Origin of the sequence: Desulfovibrio sp. 86 (assembly GCF_902702915.1) — a bacterium.
GTDB lineage: Bacteria > Desulfobacterota > Desulfovibrionia > Desulfovibrionales > Desulfovibrionaceae > Desulfovibrio.
This window is the reverse complement of sequence record NZ_LR738849.1, coordinates 2,663,041-2,679,258: the sequence shown is the minus strand read 5'-3', so window position 1 is coordinate 2,679,258 and position 16,218 is coordinate 2,663,041. Positions and strand designations below refer to the sequence as shown.

Annotated in this window: 14 protein-coding genes and 1 other RNA gene; 9 read left to right on the top strand and 6 right to left on the bottom strand. The window is 59.2% G+C overall.

Features of this window, described 5'->3' with window-relative positions; translation table 11 throughout:
- The first annotated feature begins 7 nt into the window (after window positions 1-7).
- The 8 genes from DESU86_RS10980 to ffs all read left to right on the top strand — a co-directional run bounded on the left by DESU86_RS10980 (window position 8) and on the right by ffs (window position 7,302).
- A complete protein-coding gene (locus DESU86_RS10980) occupies window positions 8-967 on the top strand; it encodes a cell envelope integrity protein TolA (protein WP_179981076.1) in 960 nt (319 codons plus the stop codon).
- Window positions 968-1,006: 39 nt separating this feature from the next.
- Window positions 1,007-1,456 (top strand): TonB C-terminal domain-containing protein, encoded by a 450-nt coding sequence (locus DESU86_RS10975; protein ID WP_179981075.1) that lies wholly within the window; start codon window positions 1,007-1,009, stop codon window positions 1,454-1,456.
- Window positions 1,457-1,490: 34 nt separating this feature from the next.
- A complete protein-coding gene (locus tag DESU86_RS10970) occupies window positions 1,491-2,738 on the top strand; it encodes a TonB C-terminal domain-containing protein (protein WP_179981074.1) in 1,248 nt (415 codons plus the stop codon).
- 30 nt (window positions 2,739-2,768) lie between these two features.
- Complete coding sequence (locus DESU86_RS10965; RefSeq protein WP_179981073.1) at window positions 2,769-4,085, top strand: PD40 domain-containing protein; 1,317 nt, start codon at window positions 2,769-2,771, stop codon at window positions 4,083-4,085.
- Window positions 4,086-4,311: 226 nt separating this feature from the next.
- Window positions 4,312-4,782, top strand: coding sequence for a peptidoglycan-associated lipoprotein Pal (pal, locus tag DESU86_RS10960; RefSeq protein ID WP_179981072.1), 471 nt, complete (start codon window positions 4,312-4,314; stop codon window positions 4,780-4,782).
- 505 nt (window positions 4,783-5,287) lie between these two features.
- The gene (locus tag DESU86_RS10955; protein WP_179981071.1) at window positions 5,288-6,259 is read left to right on the top strand and encodes a D-2-hydroxyacid dehydrogenase; all 972 of its coding nucleotides are present in this window, start codon (window positions 5,288-5,290) and stop codon (window positions 6,257-6,259) included.
- Between the two features lie 2 nt (window positions 6,260-6,261).
- Window positions 6,262-7,098, top strand: a complete 837-nt coding sequence (locus DESU86_RS10950; RefSeq protein WP_179981070.1) for an amidohydrolase family protein — start codon at window positions 6,262-6,264, stop codon at window positions 7,096-7,098.
- A 114-nt stretch (window positions 7,099-7,212) separates the two neighbouring features.
- Window positions 7,213-7,302: signal recognition particle sRNA small type (gene ffs, locus DESU86_RS10945), an RNA gene on the top strand.
- A gap of 159 nt (window positions 7,303-7,461) precedes the next feature.
- Here the strand turns inward: ffs and DESU86_RS14635 are convergent.
- Window positions 7,462-8,238: an FCD domain-containing protein gene (locus DESU86_RS14635; RefSeq protein WP_179981069.1), complete on the bottom strand. Its 777-nt coding sequence runs from the start codon at window positions 8,236-8,238 to the stop codon at window positions 7,462-7,464.
- A gap of 428 nt (window positions 8,239-8,666) precedes the next feature.
- Here DESU86_RS14635 and DESU86_RS10935 point away from each other — a divergent pair, with 428 nt between their 5' ends.
- The gene (locus DESU86_RS10935) at window positions 8,667-9,923 is read left to right on the top strand and encodes an NAD(P)-dependent malic enzyme (protein ID WP_179981068.1); all 1,257 of its coding nucleotides are present in this window, start codon (window positions 8,667-8,669) and stop codon (window positions 9,921-9,923) included.
- A gap of 649 nt (window positions 9,924-10,572) precedes the next feature.
- Here the strand turns inward: DESU86_RS10935 and DESU86_RS10930 are convergent.
- The 5 genes from DESU86_RS10930 to DESU86_RS10910 form a co-directional block, all read right to left on the bottom strand.
- Window positions 10,573-11,952, bottom strand: coding sequence for a sigma-54-dependent transcriptional regulator (locus tag DESU86_RS10930; RefSeq protein WP_179981067.1), 1,380 nt, complete (start codon window positions 11,950-11,952; stop codon window positions 10,573-10,575).
- Window positions 11,953-11,956: 4 nt separating this feature from the next.
- Window positions 11,957-13,540, bottom strand: coding sequence for a sensor histidine kinase (locus tag DESU86_RS10925; protein WP_179981066.1), 1,584 nt, complete (start codon window positions 13,538-13,540; stop codon window positions 11,957-11,959).
- Between the two features lie 9 nt (window positions 13,541-13,549).
- Entirely contained in the window at window positions 13,550-14,890 is a 1,341-nt protein-coding gene (locus DESU86_RS10920; protein ID WP_179981065.1) for a glucose-6-phosphate isomerase, read from the bottom strand.
- Between the two features lie 383 nt (window positions 14,891-15,273).
- Window positions 15,274-15,660: a hypothetical protein gene (locus tag DESU86_RS10915; RefSeq protein ID WP_179981064.1), complete on the bottom strand. Its 387-nt coding sequence runs from the start codon at window positions 15,658-15,660 to the stop codon at window positions 15,274-15,276.
- Complete coding sequence (locus DESU86_RS10910; RefSeq protein WP_179981063.1) at window positions 15,657-16,169, bottom strand: YchJ family protein; 513 nt, start codon at window positions 16,167-16,169, stop codon at window positions 15,657-15,659. Before DESU86_RS10910 ends, DESU86_RS10915 begins: the two co-directional genes overlap by 4 nt.
- Window positions 16,170-16,218: the final 49 nt, after the last annotated feature.

The window sequence follows — 16,218 nt, the reverse complement described above, 5'->3', positions numbered from 1 at the left end:
TTTTTGTATGCGTCTGGCCTCGTATGTTCTTTCCCTGTGCCTGCACCTGGCGGCTTTTCTGCTCATCTGGTTCTGGCCCAGCACGCCGCCTGTCCGGCTTGACGCGCCTCCTGTCATGATCAGCCTGGTGGAGGGCGCGCCTGGCGGCAACCGTACGCCTTCCCCCATTCTCGGGCATATGGGCGCGCCTGGCGACGGGCCTCTTGCGCCCACTCCGCCTGCGCCCAAGGCAGAAGTCGCCGCCCCGGAAAGGGTTGAAGTAAAACAGCCTTCTCCCGTGACGCCGCCGCCCAAGCACGATGTGGCCCCGGTCAAGAAGCCCGAGCCCAAGCCGGAACCAAAACCGGAACCCAAGCCCGAGCCCAAGCCGGAAGCTACGCCCGTGGCCGCCAAAAAAGAAAACAAGCCCAAGGAACCGGACAAACCCAAGGAAGCTGAAAAGTCCAAGGAGCAGAAAAAACCGGAACCTGCCAAAAAAGACGACAAGAAAGGCCCCCAGAAGTCAGCGGAAGATCCGGTGGCCGCAGCCCTGCAGCAAGCCAAGCGTAACGCCACGTCCCGTGCCGATTCCGGCGACAGGGGCAATGCCGTTGAGCAGGCCCTTGCCCAGGCCCAGAAGCGGGCCGGCGGCCATCGCGGCGGCGGCGGCGGCGAAGGGTCTGGCCCTGGCGGCGGCGGACTCGGCGACGTCTATCAGGGGCAGGTCATGCTGGCTGTGCGGCCCAACTGGGGCTTTACCTCGGCAAGTCGAAGAAACCTGAGTTGCGTCGTGCACGTGCGCGTGGACATGCAGGGCAAGGTGCAGCAGGCCGTCATTTCACAAAGCTCTGGCAACTCCCAGTTTGACGCCTCCACGGTGAACGCCATCATCCGCACCAGCCAGAGCGGGGACTTCCCCGTCCCGCCTTCCGCGGAATACGGCGACATGGATCTTGTGTTCACCTATGACGAGCTGATGGGCAGATAACGCCAGCAATTCATACCCACCAAGGGAGCTGAGGCCGCAATGCCGCTTTTGCGCATGACGACAGGTCGCGTTCTGGTGCGTATGCTCTGTTCGCTCTGCCTTGCGTTGCTGCTGACTTCATGCACTGGTGCGGCATCAGCCCCTCCGATCCCGGCCGGAGCCGCAAAAGCCTCAGAAAACGCGCCCTCCCAGGATAAATCCAAGACCCCCTGGGAGCAAATACCTGAAAAGGTGCGTGCCAACTGGGGCTTCACATCGGCGCATCCCGTTTGGCTCCAATGTCTGCTCGTCGTAGCAGTGGACAAGAGCGGCAAAGTGCAGCAGATTACAATGGTGCAGCACTCTGGCAACGAACAGTTTGACGCCTCGGCGCGCAACGCCATCATACGCACGGACAGGGAAGGAGGTTTTGCGCCGCCTCCCTCTGGTCAGGATTGTCAGATAGATTTTTTCTTCACGATGGACGGGGATACGCAACGTCCGTTTTAACATACAGGCTATTCTGTGCCTACAGGAGGTCACCATGCCATCCGCGCAGCGCACGTCGCTTCTTTCTTTTTCCCGCAGACTGTTGCAGTTTTTTGGCATGCTGGCCCTGAGCCTCACGGCGACGGGGGCCTTTGCCGCGGCCATGGCCACGGCTGACGCTTCTGGCGGCTATGCCGGAAAAATGCTTGATAGGATAGTGGACATCTGGGCCCCGCCCCCGGCCCTGAAAGGCGACTTTCAGGTTCAGCTGAAAGTGGGGGTGGACGGCAAAGGCCATGTGCTGAACTGCACTCCGGTGCGCCCATCGGGCATGGAAGCCCTGGACAGTTCCGCCTGCGGCGCGGTGCGCCAGATCGGCTCCTTTGGCAAACCGCCGCATGAAAAGCCGCTGGAAGTGCACCTGTCCTTCTGGACAGGCACGCCCAAGGGCAAGACGCGCAACCAGATCCCGGACGATGCGGAATCGCTGCGCCTTGAGGAGCGGGCCCGCGTCAAGGCCGAGGCCGCCATGAGCGACAACATGGCCGCTGGCGCGGAAGAGCGCGCACGCCAAAGGGCGGAAGAGGCCGCCAAGGCCACTGGCAAGGATCTGCCCGCTATCAGGCCGACGGTTGTGGCCCCGGCTCCGCCCGCCAAGGACAACTCGGGCAGCAAGACCGCCAAAAATGCCGAAAAAGCCGCGCCAATGGCGGGCCGCAGTCAGGACAGCACCCCGGCCAAGGTAAGCCTGGGGAACTCGCAGGCGAAAAAGGACCAGAACAAGGATCAGGGCAAGGATACGGCAGGCGAGGCCAAAAGCGCCCCGGCTGCGCAGGCGTCACCCCTGACCATCGCGCCAACGCCCCTGCCGACCGTTGCCGATGCGGGGCCAAAGCCGTCCGCCACAGGCAGCGTCGTAGCGCCCACAGGCCGCATCGTAGCCCCGGCCCCGGCCATTTCCAAGCCTGTTTCGGGTGAAAAACAGCTGTACGGCCCGGAAAACAAAGCTCAGGACAAATACGGCAAAAGTTACGGCAAATATTTTTCCACTGTGACACGGCAGCTTGCCGGGTCCATCATTATACCGGTTGAAACCCCGCCCGGTACCTATTATCCTACGGTGCGTCTGAAGGTGAACCCCAAAACAGGGGCCATTGAGGATGCCGCCCTTCTTGAGAAAAGCGGCGACAAAATGCTTGATTCCTTCGTGCGCAAAGGCATCGGCAAGGTTGGCAGCATACCGCCGCTTCCCGAAGGGCTTGACGCAACGCTGGATATAACTCTTACTCTGGTGCGCCGTTAGCGCGCCGATGCAACAAGGACTGCTGACGCCATGAAAAAACTGCTTCTTCTCCTGGCTCTGGGGCTTTGGCTGGCCCTGGGAAGCGGGGCACAGGCCGCCATGCGCGTGGACATTTATGGTCCGGGCCAAAACATCGTCAACCTGGCGCTGGCCGCGCCCCTCAAAGGCCCGCAGACTCCGGCCACGGGCATGGGCGCAGACCTGCAAAAGATTGTTCAGGAAAACCTGAGCTTTTTGCCCTTCATGCGCCTGACCGATCCCAAAGCCGTGCTCGGTGGCGCGGTTCTGGCCGGTTACGAACCGCCCGCACTGGATTTCAAGCGCTTTCAGCTTGCCGGGTCCGACATTGTGGTGACCACATTCTGGCCTGAAGGCGACAGCGGCACCCGCCCTGTGCAGATCCGCGCCTTTGAAACCAACACCGGCGGCCGCCTTTTTGGCAAGGAATATCCCAAGGTCAGCTCCCGCGATCTGCCCGAAGTGGCGGACCGCTTCTGTGCCGACCTGCTGGAGGCCCTGACGGGCAACGGTTCCTTCTTCCGCTCCACGCTGGCCTTCGTCAAGAAAAACGGCAAGATGGACTCCAACGTCTGGCTGGTCAAGCCCACGGGCCGCGATCTGCGCCAGATCACCAATATGCCCGGCGAGGCCATGTCTCCGGCATGGTCCCCTGATGGCCGCTTTGTGGTCTTTACCCAGATCGACCCCCAGTCGCACGCCCTGGGCGTGTGGGACCGCGCCACCGGCAAAGTGCAGCGTATCCGCTTCCCCGGCAACGTGGTCATCGGGCCTGCGTTCATGCCCGACAACAAGGTGGCCGTGGCTCTTTCCAACGGCAAATACCCCGTTATCTTCCAGCTCAACCACGTTTTCCAGAAAGAAAAAGTGCTTGAGCAGGGCGACTCCATCAACGTATCGCCGACCTTTGACGCCACAGGCACCAAGATGGCCTTTACCTCCTCGCGGCTGGGCGGTCCCCAGATCTTCCTCAAAGACCTCAACAGCGGTTCCATTACGCGGGTGAGCAAAAACGGCGCCTACAATTCCGAAGCCAACCTCTCGCCTGACGGAACCCTTGTGGTATACAGCCGCATGACGGATTACGGTCACCGCATCTTTGTGCAGGACATGCTCACGGGCATGGAGCGCCAGGTGACCTTTGGCCCCGGCAGTGACGAGCAGCCCGCCTTCTGTGCGGACAGCTACTTTATCGCATTTGCGTCCTCACGCGGCGGCGGACGCGGCGTTTACCTGATCACACGGCATGGCGGCGACGCCAAACGGGTGCCCACCGGTGGTGGAAATGCGTCATTTCCCCGCTGGGGCATGCCTGGGGTGCAAAAATAATTATTACGGTTGATTGATTGGATAAAAATATTTTTCACCCGGTTTTCAACGATTTCACGCCATACCGGGTAAAAAATATTTTACGAAAGTGGGCCGAAAACCCAACACACTTCTTGACAAAAATTACGGTGCAGATACCATCTGTTATGCAAGGGCAATGCGCCCTTATGTGTGCAGAAAGGAAAGGTATTAATTTCTTGGAGAATGAGCTGTTCAGGAGGACACAATGAAACGCTACGCTCTTATTCTCGCTCTGGTTATGGCTCTGGCCGCCGGTTTTGGTTGTGCAAAAAAGACCACTGGCGAACCCGGCTATGACGATGGTGGCATGACCCCTGAAATGCGCGCTGCTGTCCAGCAGATCACTGATGGCCGCGTGTACTTCGCTTTCGACAAATTCAACGTTGAAAACCAGTACAAAGAAATGCTGAAGCAGAAGTCTGATCTGATGAAGCAGTTCCCCAGCATCCGCGTTCGCATCGAAGGCAACTGCGACGATCGTGGCACCCAGGAATACAACCTCGCCCTTGGCGAACGCCGCGCCCGCGCTGCGTACGAATACCTGGTTATGCTTGGCGTGAACCCCAACCAGCTTGAAATGATCAGCTACGGCAAGGAAAACCCCGCCGTGCAGGGCAACAACGAAGCCGCTTGGGCCAAGAACCGCCGCGACGACTTCCGCGTGATCGCCCACTAGACCTCTGGTCTGTGTGACGAACTTGAAGGCCATCCGCAAGGGTGGCCTTCTTTGTATTCTGCTTCCAGCCATCCCCATAAAACATGCTTCGGTGCGCTCGCGCTCATGAAACGCGCAGTTATTTCGTTTGGCAAGGCGCGATCTTTTTTTGAAGCAGGAGTGGACTCTTCCGTCCTTGACTGTTTCAAAAAAAGTGAAGCAACGCCGCCAAACGAAATAACTGCGCGTTTCTTGGCGGCTCTTTAAGCTGACATCGCGCAAACATCATCTGTGCCTGCGTGATCGACAGCCACAAGTCCAGGCGCACTTCGCCAGACGGACTTCATTCCGGCGGGCACAGGCCGTGCCGGACGGCTGCTCACGCAACCGCCAGAGCAACTTCAAAGTGACGTTGCTCTATGGCGGACTTGCTCACGTACTGTCGGCCAACAGAAGCCACCCTGACCCGGGGCACTTGCGGAGGCTTCCGGCTCGGGCTACACTGTGCGCAAGCGAGGATATTTCAATGAAGATTGTCATTCTTGACGGTGGGGTACTCAACCCCGGCGATGTGGATTGGGGCCCCATCAAGGCCCTGGGCGATGTAACCGTGTACGAGTCTACCAGCAGGGAACAGCTGGCTGAACGCTCCAAGGGCGCCGATGTCCTGCTGACCAACAAGACCCCGCTTCTCAAAGAAGACCTGCCCGCCATTGAAGGCGTGCGTATGGTGGGCGTGCTGGCCACCGGTTACAATATCATCGATGTGGACGCGCTGGCCCAGCGCGGCATACCCGTGTGCAATGTGGTGGCCTACGGCGTGAGCGACGTTGCGCAGCACGCCATGGCCTTGCTGCTGGAACTGTGCCGCCACACCAGCCTGCACACCGAGAGCGTAAAAAACGGCGACTGGCTGAAATCAAAACAATGGTGCTACTGGAAGCTCCCGCCCGTCTGCCTTGAAGGGCTGACCATGGGGCTTATCGGTTTTGGCTCCATCGGCCGCCGCATGGGCGAACTGGCGCACGCTTTCGGCATGAGCGTTCTTGCTTACTGCCGTGTCCCCAAGGATCCGCCCACTTACAGCCCCTTTGCTTTTGCCACGCTTGAGCACCTCCTCTGCGCATCAAACGTCATTTCCCTGCACTGCCCCCTGACCAAGGAAACGCAGCACATTATCAACGCGAAAACCCTGGCCAACATGCGCAAGGGCGCCATACTGCTCAATACGTCCCGTGGGCCGCTTGTGGACGAGGCCGCAGCCGCCGCAGCCCTCAAAAGCGGCCAGTTGGGCGGACTTGGCACGGACGTTCTTTCCGAAGAACCGCCCAGCGCGGACAACCCCCTGCTCACGGCCCCCAATACGCTTATTACGCCGCATATCGCCTGGGCCACTACCAGGGCGCGGCAGAACATCATTGACCTCACTGCGGAAAACATCCGCCGCTGGAGCGCGGGCACGCCCGTCAACGTCGTAAACGGGGTGAGCAACGCCTAGCCATGTACATCGACATCCATACCCACGCCTTTCATCCCAAGATTGCGCACAAGGCCGTGGAACACCTTAACGGGCATTATGACGTTGCCTGCGCTGGCAATGGCACTATAGACAACCTGCTGGAACGCGAACGCAAGGCCGGAATTGACAGGTGCGTGGTGTTGTGCGCCGCCACAGCGCCCGCACAGGTCATTCCGGCAAACAGTTACGCCATCAGCCTGCAACGGGCCTACCCCGACCATGTCATCGCTTTTGGCACGGTACACCCCGGGTATGAGCAATGGGAAGCGGAGCTGGACCGCCTGGAAGCGGCCGGCATACGCGGCATAAAGCTGCACCCTGATTTTCAGGGATTCTGGCTCAGCGACCCGCGCCTTTTGCCCATCTTTGAGGCGTCTCAAGGGCGCTTTGTGTTTGAGATGCACATCGGCGACAGAATCTCCCCTGAAAAAAACCCCTCCTGCCCCTACAAGCTTGCGGCCATTCTGGACGCCTTCCCCCGGCTTCAGGTCATTGCCGCGCATTTTGGCGGCTACCGCATGTGGGCGCACGCGCTCAAAACCCTTATGGTCAGGGAGCGGCCCAACCTCTGGTTCGACACGTCCAGCACAACGCCCTTTGCGACTCCCATGCTGGTCAAAAAGCTGTTGGCGGCCTGCCCCCCGGAAAGGATACTCTTCGGCACGGACTGGCCCCTTTACGACCCGCTGGAAGAACGCCAGCGCATACAGCAGATGGGCGGCCTGAGCGACAGCATGATGGACAGGATATTGAGCAACGCCACTGCCCTGCCCGGCCTTCTGGAGAGGGAAAAAACCCGCATCGGGGCCGCAGGATAAAACAGGATCGCGTTGTCGCTGCTCCGGCGAAAGAACGAAAGAACAGCGCTGCGTGCCAAAGGGAACGACACTGGCCGGGCATTGACAGCCCACATCTTTGCAGGTAAAGCATTTGCCAGGCCGGGCGGCGGCAACACTGCCAACTCCGTCAGGTCCGAAAGGAAGCAGCGGCAACAGACGTTGCCGGGTGTCCGGCCTATAAAAGCCGCAACGGAATCTCCGTTGCGGCTTTTACTTTTTTTGACATTGAGCACTGCACTGCTCGCCTATGGCAGGCAAAAAGCCTGCCTGCCCGCATTTTGTGGCAAGGATCTTCAGAAAAATCCTTGCAGGGCAGCTGACTCATTGCATTCGCAAACTGCGCTAGCGGTTTTTTTCCGTGTCAGACATGACATCCACCTGATAAATGCCGCGCATTTCTCCCAGGTGGGCGCGCATGGCCTCTTCCGCAGCGTCGGCGTCACGCTGCTGCAACGCTTCGTAAATCCGCACATGGGCCTTGTATGCCAGTTCACTCTGCTTGCGCACCTGCATGGAGGCATACAGAGGCGTGATCAGCCAGCCCGAGAACCCGTTGGAAATGATATCCAGAAAACTGTTTGAGACGCAGTGGACAAGATAGCGGTGAAAATCAATGTCCGCCTCGGCAAATTCCCGTATTTCAGAATTGTCCAGCAAAGCGCGCTGCCGTTGCAGTATGCGCTCAAGTTCGCCCAGATGCTCGTCTGTCATATGCCGGGCCGCATGACGCGCCACCGCCGTTTCAAAGAACTGCCGCAGATCGTGCATCTGCCGCCAGCCGTCATTCGTGCTGGAGTAAATTTCCATGGTGGCGCGCATTTCGCGCAGCAGGGGATTGAGCGTAAGCCGACACACCCGCGCGCGCATGCCGGGCGACACCTCTATAAGGCCCATGCGCGCCAGGGCTGAAAGCGCCTCGCGCACGGCAGGCCGACCAACGCCGAATTCATCCATAAGTTCACGTTCGGAAGGCAGCTTTTGCCCCACCTGGTATACGCCAGATTGTATATCTTCCAACAGGCAGGACAGCACCTCCACATGCACGCGCGGACGCTGGATGCTGCGTCTTCTGCCCTGCAGCCGTTCCGCACTGCCATTATTCGCATTGGTGGTCGTCATGGCGCTCTCTATCTCCTTTATACAGTAAATAAACCATGGCATGGATAACCTTGCCATGCGGGTTTTCGAAAAACAACTGGTATCACAGGATCAGGGCTCCCCTGCTTGCCAATATTGGGGCAAAGAAGCTGTTTGCTTGCCACGGATCTTCCTGTATACCTACGGCACTGCAAGGGTTTATGGCGTCCAGCGCTCCTTGCCGTTTTTTTTCGTCTTAGAGCAGATTAACTTTGAGAATGTACATTCTCAAAGTTTAAGATACGCTCGCTTTGGTGCTTAACCGCGCAGATAAACTGCGCTTACACCTCTGCGGCGGGCGTCTGCTTCCGCATCCGCCAGAGCAATTTCAAAGTGAAATTGCTCTAACCGCCCGCGAGGCCGTTTATTTCGACCCCCCAGGCAGAAACACGTCAGTCAAGGAGTGTATCATGTCTCGTATCAAGAATCTGCGGGATGAAGCCCTGGCCATGCACAAGGAGTATCAGGGCAAGATAGAGGTGCGCGTCAAAGTGCCCGTGAATGACGCCGATGACCTTACCCTGGCCTATTCCCCCGGCGTTGCCGAGCCCTGCATGGAAATCTTCCGTCAGCCCGAAACGCTTGATGTCTACACAAACCACTCCAACTTTGTCTGCGTGGTTTCCAACGGCACAGCAGTGCTGGGCCTGGGGGACATCGGCCCTGCCGCCGCCATGCCGGTTATGGAGGGCAAATCCCTGCTCTTCAAAACCTTTGGCGATGTGGATGCCTTCCCCGTTTGCGTCAACACCAAGGATACCGCGAAAATCGTTGAACTGGTGGAACTCATGTCGCCCACCTTCGGCGGCGTGAACCTTGAGGATATCAAGGCTCCCGAGTGCTTTGTCATTGAAGACAGCCTGAAAAAGAACGGCATCTTCAAAGGCCCCATCTTTCACGATGACCAGCACGGCACAGCCGTTGTCACCTTGGCCGGGCTTATCAGCGCGCTCAAGATCGTGAACAAGAAACTGGAAGACATCACCGTCGTCACCAGCGGCGCAGGGGCAGCGGGCATTGCCATCATCAAGCTGCTCATGGCGCTTGGCCTGAAAAACGTCATCATGTGCGACTCGCGCGGCCCCATCTGGGAAGGCCGCCCCGAGGGCATGAATTCCTACAAGGAAGACATCGCCCGCCGCACCAATCCCCAAAAAATCAAGGGCGGCCTAGCCGACGCCATCAAGGGCGCGGACGTCTTCATCGGCGTGTCCGCACCGGACACCCTTACTGAAGACATGATACGCAGCATGGCCAAAGACCCCATCGTCTTCGCGCAGGCCAACCCCATACCTGAAATCTGGCCGCTGCAGCGCGCCAGGGACGCCGGGGCCAAAGTGATTGCCACGGGCCGTTCCGATTGCCCCAACCAGATCAACAACGTGCTGGCCTTCCCCGGCATCTTCCGGGGAGCTCTGGACGTGGCCGCCACGGATATCAACGATGCCATGAAGATCGCGGCGGCCTATGCCATAGCCGATCTGGTCAAGCCGGAAGAGCTGAACCAGGAATTTATCATCCCCTCCACGCTCAACCCCGAAGTAGCGCCGCGAGTGGCCGCTGCCACCGCCAAGGCTGCCATGGAAAGCGGCATCGCCCGCAAGCCGATGGACCCGGAAGTTGTGGCCCAAAACCTCAAAAAGCGCCTGGCCAACCGCAAAGGCTGATGCATCGGGCCTGACCGCGCAGACGTTCTGCAATTCCGGCGGCTGCCAAGGGCAGCCGCCGGACAGAAAACTGGGCGTCCTGTCATTCCCAGACCTGAGGCCGCTTGCAGACAGGCTCAGGCACACGGCGACATTTTTGCAAAAGCTGAAGCTGTGCTTATGCCTTCGCTGCTGGCGGCTGCTCGCGTGGTCGCCAGAGCCGTTTCAAAGTAAACATGCTCTAGCTGTTCAATCAATCAGCAATCTTGGGCGGTTGCCACCCGGCACAAGCGCTCCCAAAGCCACGTTCCAATGGCGCAGTCCTGACCGAAATATATGTATTGGTGGTATCCTTACGTAAAAAATCAGATTTGACAAGTTAAATAAGGATACCACTGGCCCCTCCGCCAGCAACTGCAGCAGGTCATGCCATCCTTGTTCAGCCTCAATAGCGGGGCATCTTTGAGAATATAATTCTATATAAATTTCTTCAGTAGCGTGTTTCCTGATCACAAGTCGTCACGCCATTACTTATGGGCGCTTTTACCACGCCCACACGCGAACAGGCCCGTCTTCCACAGAAGGCAGGCCTGTTCGCGTCATCGCACAACAAAAACCCAAAAAAAGTTTTAAGGAGGGTCCCTCCCCCACAAAGCGTTTTAAAAATATCCTAATGCCCTGTTATGGCGTACTTTTTCAGCTTATATTGCAGCAAGCTTTTTGAAATACCAAGATATTCCGCAGCTTTGACCTGAACGAGATCAGCCCGCACCAGCGCCCTGCGTATGAGGGCGGCTTCGATTTTTTCCAGGGTGTCGGCAAGGTCGAGCTGCACGGGCAGAAGGTCTACGGCGCTTTTGAACTGCGATTCTTCATCGCGAATCTCTGCGGGCAGATTGTCCACATTGATGACCGAACCGGGCACCAGCACAAGACAGCTCTCCACCACATTTTCAAGCTGCCGGATATTGCCCGGCCACTCGTAGCCCGTCAGGTAATTGAGGGCCTCGGTGCTGAAGGTTTTGGGGGGCATGCTGTTATCGGTGCAGACTTTTTCCACAAAGTGGGCCACCAGCAGCGGGATGTCCTCGCGGCGCTCGCGCAGGGGCGGCAGGGGAACCTGCACAACGTTGAGCCTGTAATACAGGTCATCACGAAACGCGCCCTTTTCCACCAGGGCGGCAAGATCCTTGTTTGTGGCTGCCACCACGCGGATGTCCACCTCAATTTCTTCGCCGCCGCCCACGCGCTCGAACCGCCGTTCCTGAAGCACACGCAAAAGCTTGACCTGAAGGTCGGGCGTGAGTTCGGCTATTTCGTCCAGAAAAAGCGTGCCCCCGTCGGCCTGTTCAAAGCGGCCGCGCCGCATGGCCACAGCGCCGGTGAAGGAGCCTTTTTCGTGCCCGAAAAGCTCGCTTTCCAGCACGCCGGGGTTGAGGGCCATGCAGTTGACGGACACGAAGGGATTGTCCTTGCGGGGGCTTGTATAGTGTATGGCACGCGCCACAAGTTCCTTGCCGGTGCCCGATTCGCCGGTGATGAGCACCGTGGAGCGGCTGGGCGCGGCCCGCTCAACCATGACAAGCACGTCGCGTATGGCGCGGCTGCGCCCCACGATCTTGTGCACGCCGTAGCGGTCTTCCATAACTTCCTGCAAGAGGCGGTACTGCCTGTGAGCACGGGCGAGTTCCACGGCGTTATGGATGGAAAGCAAAAGCTCGTCGTTGGAAAAAGGCTTGGTAATATAGTCGAATGCCCCGTACTTCATCACGTCCACAGCGCTTTCGATGGACCCAAAGGCCGTCATGATGAGCACCGGAATATAGGGCCAGCGTTTCTTTACTCTTTCAAGCACCTCACGCCCGGTGACCTTGGGCATCTTCATATCCGTCACCACCACATCCACCTCGCTTTCTTCAAGAAAGGCCAGGGCGGTTTCGGGGTCGCTGATGGCGGTGACTACGTATCCTTCGTCTTCCAGCAGGGTCTGCAGAACAAGCAGATAGTTTTTTTCGTCGTCGATAATAAGAATATGCGCTTTTTCGCTCATAAGACTATTCCTGTGCCCCGGTATGAGCCTCGGGCAGCAGCACACGTACAAGAGCGCCGCCTTCCGGGCCGTTTTCCAGCTGGATCTCGCCGCCGTGGCTGGTGATAATGGACTGTACAATGGGCAGGCCCAAGCCTGTGCCCCCGTCTTTGGTCGTAAAGAAGGGATCCAGCAGGTTGCCCACTATGGCTGCGTCAAAGCCCGGCCCGGAATCAAGAAATTCCAGCCGCACATGGCCGTCGCCGTCGTGGTTGGCGCTGATGCGCAGGATGCCCGGCCCGTCCATCGCCTGTTGTCCGTTAACCAGGATATTGTAAAATGCGCGGTACAGCAAATCCTTGTCGCCGTGTACAAAGAGCGATTCTTCAGTCTCACGCTCCACAGCCACGCCGCGCCGGGCCATGTCTCCTTCAAGAAAAGCCAGCAGCTGATCCAGCACAAGGCTCACATCAACGAGATCCTGCTTGGGTTGACGGGGACGGGCGTAGTCCAGAAAATCGTTTACCGTCTGCGACAGGCGCACAGATTCGTCAAAAATCGCGCCCAGAATACGCCGCGTGCTTGCATCGGCCTTGTCTGTGCGGCGTTGCAGCAATTCGGCGCTGGAGCGGATGATACCGAGGGGATTGCGTATTTCGTGGGCAATGCTGGCGATGACGCGCCCCATGCTCACAAAACGCTCGTTGCTGTGCAACTGTTTTTCAAGCTGCCGGTTTTTTTGCATGCGCTCGGCCAGTACGCGCTCCGAACGGTGGATAAGCATGAGCAGCAGGCCGAAAAGCACCACGGAAGACATGAGGCACATGACCACAATGATGCCCTGAAAGGTCAGCACCTGTTCATAGTCGCCCGTAATATCCTGCGTGAGTTCCAGAGCGCCCATGATGGGAGCCTCCAGTCCTGGCTGCAGGGGTTCGCCTTTCAGGGGATAGAGCACGCGCAGAACAAAGGTGCCCTCCTCCAGCGGCAACCTGAAAGGGGCCTGCCAAGCGGGTATGGTTGAGACTATTTCAGACGAAGGCGCTCCGCCGTACAGTATGTCTTCGAGATTGTCGGGGGAAAGTCCGGCCCGGCCCACTTCTTCCTTGTGGGTGGAATAGGCCACCAGCCGGGAAAAGTCGTAAATGCGCAGACGCTCCACCGGCAGCCCTTGAAGAACGGACTGCACGACCTGGTCAAGTCTTTCGTACTGGGCGGGCTGGCGCAGGGCGATGCGCCCGTAGCCCATCAGCGTCGGCAGGGCGAAACGCCGGAATATCTGGCTGTTGAGGTTTTCCACCAGCAGGCGGGCAAAGCCTTCCTGCCGGGTCAGCAGCGTTTCGCGCGCCGAATTGGAGATAAAGAAAGAAAGCCCCAGACTGGTGAGCAAAATGACCACCAGTGAAAGCCACGACAAAGGACGGGCGTAGCTCAGCGGCAGGCCGCCGTCAGCGTCGCCCTGTGCAGTGGGAACAGGCCCGCAAGGATTGCTCGGGCTCCAGTCCTGAACGCCGCCCGCATACGTCTGTGCGCCGTCTTCAGCCTGCGGGCCGCGCGGCGCGCAGCCCGAATCACTGTTCGTTGCGCTCCGCTTTTTTTTGAAGAACATCTGCTTTCCTTAAAATGCCTGCTCTTGCGTGGGCACGGCCATAAAAGTATCCAGATCCGCATGCTCGGCCGCATAGCCGGGCGCGCCCAGACGGGCGTTGGCCAGGCGCTTGCCCAGTTCCACCGCAGGCTGATCCAGAGGGTTCACGTCCATAAGCCAGCCAGTAAACAGGGTCGCCGCCTCCATGAGCAGCATAAAGGCCCCGGCGGCCCTGGGGCCCGTGCCGTCCATATCAATGTGCACCAGCGGCACCGCATTCATGCAAAGGGCCATGCGCGTGCCCAGGGCCTCGGCCTCAAGCAGCGCGCCCAGGGGCTTGCCCCGCAGCCAGGCCCATTCCTGCGGCAGATCCTGACCAAAGACGCGGCCCGCAGCCTGCCCCCGGCTGGTCAAAAAGATGCAGCCCTTGTTGCGCGGGCCGCTCAAAAACATCTGGTTGACCGAATGCTGATCCGTAACCCCAGTGGCAGCCACTGGCAGAATGCCCTGGCCGTCCTTGCCCAGACTTTCGGCCCACAGTTGCGCAAACCACGGGCCAAGGGCCGCCCATTGCGGCACGTAGCAGAACAGGATGAGCTGGCTGTATTCCTGCAGTTCCAGCGCCCTGGCCCAGCAGGCAAGCGCAAAGGACGGGTGCTGCCCCAGGGCGCGCGGGTTTTCCACCAGATGACGGGCCACACTGGCCGCGCCGTCCAGGAGGGCCTGCCAGTCAATGCCCAGAAATCCAGCGGGCAGCAGCCCCACGGCGGAAAGCACCGAATAGCGCCCGCCCAGATAGTCCGGAACTTCCAGCGAAGCCAGACCGTGCTGGGTGGCCTCCTGCCGCAGATAGCCGGATGTGGCGTCGGTAACCACCACCATGTGGTCATGCCAGCCCTGGCCCAGAGCGTCCTGAAGCCACTGGCGCACAAGAAAATACTGGGCCAGAGTTTCAATGGTGCCGCCAGACTTGCTGATGCAGACCACGGACGTGTCCGCCGCGTCAAGACTGCCAAGCAGGGCTTCAAATTCTTCAGCGCACACGTTGTCGGCAATCCACAGGCACGGGCCGTCATGTCCCGGCCTGTCCTGCCCCGGCGCAAAGGCTTTTTGCAGTGCCCGCGCGCCCAGAGCCGAACCGCCTATGCCCAGAACAACCATGTGTTTGCGGGTGCGCACCTTTTCAAGAACCGGCGGCAGATCCCGCTCAAGCGTCGCCCTGTACGGCATTGAAAGAAAAGGCAGGGTGCCCTGAGCCAGCTCACGCTCCAAGCGGACGCCCAGTTCGGCGGCCCTGGCCCGAAGGGGGGCGGCGTCCGCCGCGTTCAGCCTGTGGCTGTAGGCCCGTGACCATTCAAGATAATGAGACATAGGCTTCTCCCTTATACCATTTGCCTGTGGTTATAACAGCCCAAGGTTTAAGAAAACACTGATTAAAGAGCCTGTTGGAAACGCGCAGTTGTTTCGTTTGGCAAGGTGCGCTCTTTTTTTGAAGCAGGAGTGGACTCTTCCGTCCTCGACTGTTTCAAAAAAAGTGAAGCAACGCCGCCAAACGGAATAAATCAGCGTTTCCTTAAAGCAATTTCATAACTCAACTGTTTTGTCGGCTCCGTGGGCTGGCGCCCTGAAAAAGAGCGGCGCGGCTTGTATTTGCCTGGCGCAGCCCGCGTCTGCACCACGGCCAGCGCACGATTGCTGACCGCAATCCACCTGGGCGTAGCCAGTTTGTCCGCAGCCCGCGTGCGGAGCGCGTTTCACAGCAGACTCAGCGGCTTGGGGGCAAAAAAACGGCGGCGTACCAGCTTGTAGGTCTGGGGGCGCACGCCGAAACGGTAACGCCACAGCGCGCAGGCCTCACGGGTGGCGCAGGCGCGCACTTCTTCCCTGTCGCCAGCGCACAGCATGCACTGCCGCCGGATGGCGCGCAAAGCCTGAAGCCCCGCCTCCGCCTCGGGCGCGGGGCAGGGCTCGTCAGGCAAGGATGCAAGACGCCATTCCCAAAGGGGGCAGTGCCTGTCCGCGCAGGCGCGCACAGCCCTGCCCGATGCGCCCTGGCATTCAAGACAGAACTGGCGGATGGCCGTCAGCGGCCCGCTTTTGCCGCCGCTCCGGGCAGACGTATCTGTGCTTCGCTGGTTCAAGCTTTTTCGGCTCCACAGCATTTTTTGTATTTTTTGCCGCTGCCGCAGGGGCAGGGATCATTACGCCCGACCTTGACCTCCGGCCTGCGGTAGGCTTCCGGCCGCAGGCCGACGCCGTCCACATAATAAATCTTGTCTTCGTGCCGGGCAAAGAAACTGCGTTCGCCAAGCTGCCGGGGTACGCCGTCCATTTCGTAGTAGGCGTGAAATTCCACCACATCGAAAAGTTCGCCGTTTCGCCCTGCGGGCACGCCGTCTTCCACCCGCCCGATATCCAGGCGCAGCCAGTGGACATCCTTGGCCTGTTCCGTCAGCTTTTGCACAGAAATGTCATCCCGGTAGTCCGGGTGCGTGCTGTCCACAAGCCATTGATAACGGCCCAATACATAGGCCGAATACCGTGAACGCATAAGTGTTTCGGCATCGTTGGGCCAGACCGACCCATCCATATGGGGGGCACAGCACTGGTCCAAAGACCGTCCGCTGCCGCAAGGGCACTGTTGTAGCATGAAATCCGCCTTGGTTTTGCGCCCGCAATGGGCATATAACCCACAAATA

Excerpts from the sequence above, each read along its gene's own strand:
- DESU86_RS10980 (WP_179981076.1), top strand. The coding sequence starts at position 8 with ATGCGTCTGGCCTCGTATGTTCTTTCCCTGTGCCTGCACCTGGCGGCT.
- DESU86_RS10975 (WP_179981075.1), top strand. The coding sequence starts at position 1,007 with ATGCCGCTTTTGCGCATGACGACAGGTCGCGTTCTGGTGCGTATGCTC.
- DESU86_RS10970 (WP_179981074.1), top strand. The coding sequence starts at position 1,491 with ATGCCATCCGCGCAGCGCACGTCGCTTCTTTCTTTTTCCCGCAGACTG.
- DESU86_RS10965 (WP_179981073.1), top strand. The coding sequence starts at position 2,769 with ATGAAAAAACTGCTTCTTCTCCTGGCTCTGGGGCTTTGGCTGGCCCTG.
- pal (WP_179981072.1), top strand. The coding sequence starts at position 4,312 with ATGAAACGCTACGCTCTTATTCTCGCTCTGGTTATGGCTCTGGCCGCC.
- DESU86_RS10955 (WP_179981071.1), top strand. The coding sequence starts at position 5,288 with ATGAAGATTGTCATTCTTGACGGTGGGGTACTCAACCCCGGCGATGTG.
- DESU86_RS10950 (WP_179981070.1), top strand. The coding sequence starts at position 6,262 with ATGTACATCGACATCCATACCCACGCCTTTCATCCCAAGATTGCGCAC.
- DESU86_RS14635 (WP_179981069.1), bottom strand. The coding sequence starts at position 8,238 with ATGACGACCACCAATGCGAATAATGGCAGTGCGGAACGGCTGCAGGGC.
- DESU86_RS10935 (WP_179981068.1), top strand. The coding sequence starts at position 8,667 with ATGTCTCGTATCAAGAATCTGCGGGATGAAGCCCTGGCCATGCACAAG.
- DESU86_RS10930 (WP_179981067.1), bottom strand. The coding sequence starts at position 11,952 with ATGAGCGAAAAAGCGCATATTCTTATTATCGACGACGAAAAAAACTAT.
- DESU86_RS10925 (WP_179981066.1), bottom strand. The coding sequence starts at position 13,540 with ATGTTCTTCAAAAAAAAGCGGAGCGCAACGAACAGTGATTCGGGCTGC.
- DESU86_RS10920 (WP_179981065.1), bottom strand. The coding sequence starts at position 14,890 with ATGTCTCATTATCTTGAATGGTCACGGGCCTACAGCCACAGGCTGAAC.
- DESU86_RS10910 (WP_179981063.1), bottom strand. The coding sequence starts at position 16,169 with ATGCTACAACAGTGCCCTTGCGGCAGCGGACGGTCTTTGGACCAGTGC.